The following is a 732-nucleotide window of genomic DNA, read 5'->3' on the forward strand; positions in this document are numbered from 1 at the left end:
GGGCCGCCGGGCGGCGCCCCTGGAGGAGACGGCCCGGCTGATCGCCCGTACCACGGGCGCGGGTGCGGGGACGGTCGTCCCCACCGACGTCACCGACCCGGAGGCGGTCACGGCGCTGTTCGCCTCCGTACGGGAGAGCGGGCACTGGCTCGGGCTGCTGTTCAACAACGCCGGGGCGTTCGGGCCGGCCGTACCGCTGGAGGATCTGACGCCGGAGGACTGGCGTGCCGTCGTCGACGTCAATCTGACGGGAGCGTTCCTGTGCGCGCAGGCCGCGTTCCGGCTGATGCGGGACCAGCGGCCGCAGGGCGGCCGGATCATCAACAACGGCTCGGTCTCCGCGCACGCGCCCCGCCCGGGTTCGATCGCCTACACGGCGACCAAGCACGCGGTGACGGGCCTGACCAAGTCCCTTTCGCTGGACGGCCGTCCGTACGGCATCGCCTGCGGCCAGATCGACATCGGCAACGCCGCGACGGAGATGACCGAACGCATGCAGGCGGGCGTCCCGCAGGCCGACGGCACCGTGCGCCCCGAACCGGTGATGGACTCCGCGGACGTGGCCCGCACCGTGCGGCACATGGCGGACCTGCCGCTGGAGGCGAACGTCCAGTTCGCGACGGTCGTCGCGACGACGATGCCGTACATCGGCCGCGGCTGAACACCGGCCGGACGACAGGCATTAGGGCGTGTCCGCAAAGTAGCGTCGTCGCCCTGCTGGGCAGGGCGGGG

General features: G+C 72.7%; 1 protein-coding gene. It reads left to right on the forward strand.

The window, feature by feature from the left end:
- Positions 1-661, forward strand: a 661-nt coding sequence (locus AN218_RS29075; protein ID WP_070020075.1) for an SDR family oxidoreductase, incomplete at its 5' end; no start/stop codon positions are given.
- Positions 662-732 lie beyond the last annotated feature (71 nt).

Source organism: Streptomyces nanshensis, assembly GCF_001751255.1.
In the GTDB taxonomy this organism is placed as follows: Bacteria; Actinomycetota; Actinomycetes; order Streptomycetales; family Streptomycetaceae; genus Streptomyces; species Streptomyces nanshensis_A.